A 3,007-nucleotide genomic window follows, 5' to 3' on the forward strand; every position below is an offset into this window, starting at 1 on the left:
AATCATCCATAGCATAAGCATTTAATATTTCATCCATTACTTTATCTTTACTTATGTAGAGTAACGGACAAACACCTTTTAATGCCTCAAAGTCACTTCTTGGCCGAATTATTAATCGTAGTACATCAATTACAGGTTTCACAAGAGAATTATTATAAAATAAATCCTTTGTTTTATATTGTACAAAAGGTATATCGCGCAATACTAGTTGATCAGTTATTGCTCTACTTATCGCGTGAGTTCGGTATAGAATCGAAAAGTCTCTGTACTCTTTTTTCCCTTCTTTAATTTGGCTTAATATGTCATCGATAATCATGCTAGCTTCTTGTTCACTATTATCAGGACTATAATATTGAGGTTTTGAACCATTTTGTTTATGTGTATTAAGTGTCTTTTTAAATTGTTTTGTATTATGCTTAATAATTGCGTTTCCCAATCCTACAATAAATGGGTTAGAGCGATAGTTTGTATCAAGTATAACTTTTTTGGTTTGATTATAATCTGCAGGAAACCCTAGAATTATTGATGGGTCTGCTCCGCGAAATCGATAAATTGACTGAAAATCATCGCCCACTATCATTATATTATTGTGTGGAGCCGCAATTATTTGTAATATTGCATATTGAATTGATGAGCTATCCTGAAACTCATCAATTAATACGAATTTGATTTTATTTTGAATCAAACTTTTTAGCTTCATATTAGTAGTTAATAATTCGTACATTATTACTAAGATATCATCAAAATCTATTAAATATTCTTTTTTCTTAAATTGTTCATACATAGAGTATATGTCTCTAATTTCTTTATCTATAGGTGTTTTATTAGGTAAGTCGTTTGGCAAAATCATATGATTTTTAAAGTAGCCAATCATAGAAATTATAGTTTCCGGTTCATATGATGCTGACAACCCTAACTCTTTTAATATCTTTTTAATTATTATTTGCTTATATTTCTCGTTAGATAAGATTTTTTCATTAATACCTTGATTGCGTAACACACGTAAAAAGATACTGTGAAATGTACCAGCTAGTAATTGTCTTACTGCGGTTTCTGATAGACCAGGTAAACTACTAATACGTTCTTTCATCTCTTCTGCTGCTTTTTTAGTAAAAGTTAATAACATAATATTACCTGGGTGGATTTGTTTTTCTGTCATCATATAAGCTACTCTAGAAGTTAATACAGAAGTTTTACCACTACCAGCACCTGCAATAGTAATAACCGGTCCTTCTACACACCTAACTGCTTCAATTTGTTTTTGATTCAATTTTATTCCATGCTGTTCTAAGTTTCTAAAAAAGCATGCGTCGGCTTCATTGTTTTTTACAATTTGCTCTGAGGAGTAATTATTAGCTATTTGCGTACAAGGAATTACTGCATCCTTTTTATTAACTCCCATTGGATAAAAGCTTGTATCAGTCCCCTTAACTGTTTTGTTAGTGTACATTTTTGTTCCCCCTTAATATTTGAACGCAAAAAACCCCTGAGATTATTAGATAGATTCTAAAAACCCCAGAGGTTTAGTTTTGTTCCTAAAATAAAAAATATAATTAATATTGTATATTTTTTATTTTATCAAATTATAAGGTTAATTACCAATGTCTATTCAGACATTTTATTTATTGACAGGATTTATACTCTGAAAAAATTCAACCTTTCTTTAAATAATTAGCGGATATCTATAGGTTGTAAAGAATCAACTTTTTTATAAAAATAAGCTGGAACTAATGACTCATACATGTCTCGATTATATTTTTCGTTTTTATCTTTATATAATTTAAACCAGTAAAAAATTGGATATTGGAGTAAAAAACTTCTCATCTCCCCCTGAACTAACTTATTTAATTCCATCATTTTTGTATAAAATTCATCTTTAACTTCAGGGGTATAATTCGCATTATCTCTACTATCTACAATATATTCACATGTCGGGGAGTTGTTCTTATATAGATTTGTAGAAGTATTAAATGTATTTCCATGTGTTCGACAGATAAATGGTCTATCCTCATATACACTACAACTTTTAGATTCCTTATTTATTAAAGGACATGGAAACGATAATCTTGCTGGTCTATCATTATATAAACGTCTTTGAAAATAAAATTCTTCCTCAAAATCATTTCCTGTTAAGTCCCTTTCGAAGTAGTTGTATAATTCTGGATCATTCTTTTCTAGAAAGGCATTATATTCCAATGCAATATTGAAAATTTCCCTAGTATAATTCATTCCATTTCGTTTCAAACTGGCCAAAACGGCTTCGAACTCTAGCATAGTAATAGAAAAAAAGTCATAACAGCATTCATGACATCCCTTCTTACAAGGATGTTCTAAAGGATATTGATGGTCTCTTTTGATTATTTCAATCTCATGGTATAACTTATATAAAGATTCTATATAACTATCTTCGGAAATGTAGCTATGACATTTTTTTCTTTTTTTTCCACTACCACAAAAGCAATTATCATTTCTCCCCATCATTTACCGCTCCTATTCCATTAATATTATTAATGCCAAAATGAGTTTCTTGTCTTTTAAAACTACTTTTGACTTGCTACCATTCTATTGTTACAAAAATTGTAATTAAAATAAATGAATAATGGCAATTTTTTTTACAATAAGTAATAAAAACGTTTAGTTGAGTCAAACATATTAATAAAATAGTAATTTGTGCGATTATCTGTGAGTTACATATAATACAGATTATAGTTATTATTGCACCTTTTAAATAACCTACAATAACCTTTTTCTTCTGCGTTTTTGAGAATTTTTCGAATTTTAAATTCGTCGATATGTTTGAATTCTGCATCGTTTATTTTACAAAACTCATTGTACGATAAGACTACATTTTGAATTGCATTACTCAAGGAATGGTCCTGCTCTAATTCTGAAAAAACCGCGGAAATTATCATGGTATCTTCAATACTCATTGAGGCCAGTAGTTCATAATTTCTGTAATTAATTTCGCTTACTTTAAGATCCATATATTATCACATCCTTTAGTTTT

2 protein-coding genes are annotated in these 3,007 nt (G+C 29.3%); both read right to left on the reverse strand.

The features are described 5' to 3' along the window. Positions 1-1,450: ATP-dependent helicase (locus RCF13_RS21635; RefSeq protein WP_308141543.1), on the reverse strand; the 1,450-nt coding region annotated here is incomplete at its 3' end. A 221-nt stretch (positions 1,451-1,671) separates the two neighbouring features. After that, the gene (locus RCF13_RS21640) at positions 1,672-2,481 is read right to left on the reverse strand and encodes a YkgJ family cysteine cluster protein (protein ID WP_308141544.1); all 810 of its coding nucleotides are present in this window, start codon (positions 2,479-2,481) and stop codon (positions 1,672-1,674) included. Positions 2,482-3,007 lie beyond the last annotated feature (526 nt).

The sequence above is a fragment of the Stenotrophomonas maltophilia group sp. RNC7 genome (genome assembly GCF_030910085.1).
In the GTDB taxonomy this organism is placed as follows: domain Bacteria; phylum Pseudomonadota; class Gammaproteobacteria; order Xanthomonadales; family Xanthomonadaceae; genus Stenotrophomonas; species Stenotrophomonas sepilia.

Coding starts and splice junctions, on each gene's coding strand:
- RCF13_RS21640 (WP_308141544.1), bottom strand. CDS start 2,481: ATGATGGGGAGAAATGATAATTGCTTTTGTGGTAGTGGAAAAAAAAGA.